The sequence below is a fragment of the Bartonella sp. TS82HLJMH genome, from assembly GCF_042193495.1.
Taxonomy (GTDB): Bacteria; Pseudomonadota; Alphaproteobacteria; order Rhizobiales; family Rhizobiaceae; genus Bartonella; species Bartonella grahamii.
Map to the genome: position 1 here is coordinate 1 of NZ_JBHILU010000051.1, position 2,661 is coordinate 2,661.

2 protein-coding genes and 1 pseudogene are annotated in these 2,661 nt (G+C 40.1%); 2 read left to right on the top strand and 1 reads right to left on the bottom strand.

Annotated features, from left to right (window positions below; all coding sequences use genetic code 11):
* Positions 1–1,541, bottom strand: a 1,541-nt coding sequence (locus ACFIKO_RS09045; RefSeq protein ID WP_375673845.1) for an ABC transporter transmembrane domain-containing protein, incomplete at its 3' end; no start/stop codon positions are given.
* Between the two features lie 187 nt (positions 1,542–1,728).
* Between ACFIKO_RS09045 and rpmE the strand changes: the two genes are divergently transcribed.
* Entirely contained in the window at positions 1,729–1,950 is a 222-nt protein-coding gene (rpmE, locus tag ACFIKO_RS09050) for a 50S ribosomal protein L31 (protein WP_330168255.1), read from the top strand.
* 265 nt (positions 1,951–2,215) lie between these two features.
* A pseudogene (locus ACFIKO_RS09055) lies at positions 2,216–2,405 on the top strand (ATP-binding cassette domain-containing protein); the annotation flags it as partial.
* Positions 2,406–2,661 lie beyond the last annotated feature (256 nt).

Genomic DNA, 2,661 nt, shown 5'->3' on the forward strand with positions numbered 1-2,661 from the left:
AGGGGTGCATTTCTTAGAATTGCCCGTGCAATACCAATGCGTTGTTTTTGCCCCCCAGAAAGCATGGTACCACGTTCTCCTACTTGCGTATCCAAGCCATCTGGTAAAGCTTGAATAAATTCAAGTGCATTAGCCGCTTTAGCGGCAGCAAGGATTTCCTCTTCATGGGTATTTTCAGTTCCAAAAATAATATTATCACGCAATGTTCCATCAAAAATGGCGACATCCTGTGGAACATAGGAAATTGCGCTGCGTAAATCTTGCAAAGAAAGGTGATTAATTTCCATGCCATCCAACTGAATTGTTCCACTTATCGGGTCATAAAAACGAAGGATCAAAGAAAAAATGGTGCTTTTTCCTGCTCCTGAAGCCCCAACAAAAGCAACCGTTTCACCTGCCTTCACAGAAAACGAAAGTGAGCGTAAAATCTTCTCTTGTGGCCTAGAAGGATAAGTAAAATCAACCTGATCAAAAACAAGCTCACCTCGAACAGGTTGTTCCAATGATAAAGGATTTTTAGGAGCTACAATAGTAGGTTGTTCTTGTAGCAATTCAGAAAGCCGCTCAGCAGCGCCCGCTGCTTGGATTAACTCTGCCCCCAGTTCCGATAATTGCGCAAAAGTAGAAGCTCCAAAAACCGCATAAAGGACAAATTGCCCTAATGTCCCGCCTGTCATCGTTCCATTCAAAACATCGCGCGACCCAATCCATAAAACAGCAACTACACTGCTAAAAACCAAAAAAATTGCAAAACCCGTAAAAAAGGAGCGCAGGATCACAGAAGCGCGTGCTGTTTGAAAAGCACGTTCTATCAATTGTGAAAACCGTGTTGCAACGAGTTTTTCTGCAGTAAAAGCTTGCACAGTGCGAATAGCACTTACCTGTTCTGTAGCAACAGCATTGGCATCTGCGAGACGATCTTGTGCCGCACGCGTACGCGCACGAACCTTACGCCCAAAAACCACCAATGGAATGGCCACAACAGGAATAGCAACCAAAACCAACAAAGACAATTTAGCATTGGTAATCACCATCATCACGACGGCTCCGATCACTATAATCAACTGGCGCAAAGCAGTAGAGGCGGTAGAACCTACAGCTAATTTTATTTGTGTGGTATCTGTTAGAAGCCTTGAAACAATCTCTCCTGAATGCGACCGATCAAAAAAAGCAGGAGAAAGTTTCATAATATGAATAAACACATCACGCCGTAAATCGGCAACAATCCGTTCTCCCAATGTGATAACACAATAATAACGGCCAGCAGAAGCAAATGCGAGAAGCAAGGCTAAGATAAACAAAATTCCGAAGTAAAAATTGATATGTCCATGGCTTGAAGTAGAAAACCCATGATCAAACATTTGGCGGATAGCTACAGGCAAAGCTAATGTAACAAGAGCAGCAACAGATAACGCTAGAAAGGCAAAGATAAACAACCAACGATAGCGCAAAAGATAAGGAAAAAAAATTGCAAGCGAAGAGAATGAAGATTTTCTAGAGGAAGACTTTGTAGATTGTTCTGAATGATTGAAGAGATTCATAAGGTTTCGCTCACTATATTGAATTTATAATACTTGATACAATGATGCATCTCGAACACTTGTTTTTTTATGCGTGCTCAGCTATAGGAATAAATACTTTAATCAATGTATCAAAAAGACAAAGGAAGCGCACTTAAAAAATCGAGCAAGTGCTGTTTCATTCTGTAAACGCAAAAGGTTTTTACGCATGAAAGCGAATATTCATCCCAACTATCACACAATTACCGTTGTTATGACGGATGGAACCCAATATACAACGCGCTCTACTTGGGGAAAAGAAGGCGATACTCTTAATCTAGATATTGACCCAAGAACGCATCCAGCATGGACAGGTGGCTCCCAAACACTCGTAGACCGTGGCGGTCGTCTTTCTAAATTCAAAAATCGTTTTGGTAATATTGGCATGTAAAAGCCTATTCCTGATTATTAAAGAGCACAAGTTTTTTAAAAAATGATTGCTCTATTGTAAGTGATTGTTTTTTTATGCTGTAAAGAGTGCGCTTTAAATATTAATTCAAAAACGCATCCAACATAAATAGATGGGATTTTAGGCACTAATAAATCTTGGTGGCTGCGTTTTTTAAATTTAAAAATCAGTTTGAAATACGAGCATAAATCCTTTCTCGTAAAGTATAACGACCTGAAATAAAATAATTGCAAACTATCCTTCTTTTTTTGGACCTGAAAATACCCGTGAAGAGGACATTCTTGTCGCCGCAAGCGGCTAATGCGCTTGAATTTATTCAAGCTTTATCAGATGGCTTGGATACGCAAGTAGGAGAACGTGGTACCATGCTTTCTGGGGGACAAAAACAACGCATCGGTATTGTACGTGCGATTTTAAGAAATGCATCCCTCTTACTGCAAGCCGGCATCATCATTATATTTGCCAGCTCTTAGGTGTTGCTACAGCCCTTGGCACCTGAGACGATTCATTATAGGCATTTTTAGTCCTTTCTTAATAGTTTTTTTATTCACGCGGGCTCTCCCCACTTGTAACGTGCAAGAGAGATGCTTTTTGTTGATTCAATATGGAACAGGTTTGAAACGAGAAAATCCTATGATATTCTGGAATTCCCATTCAACATACAAAACAGTGAATTATTATTATAATCAAAGC

Bases quoted from the DNA above. Each gene is read 5' to 3' on its own strand.
- rpmE (WP_330168255.1), top strand. From the start codon at position 1,729: ATGAAAGCGAATATTCATCCCAACTATCACACAATTACCGTTGTTATG.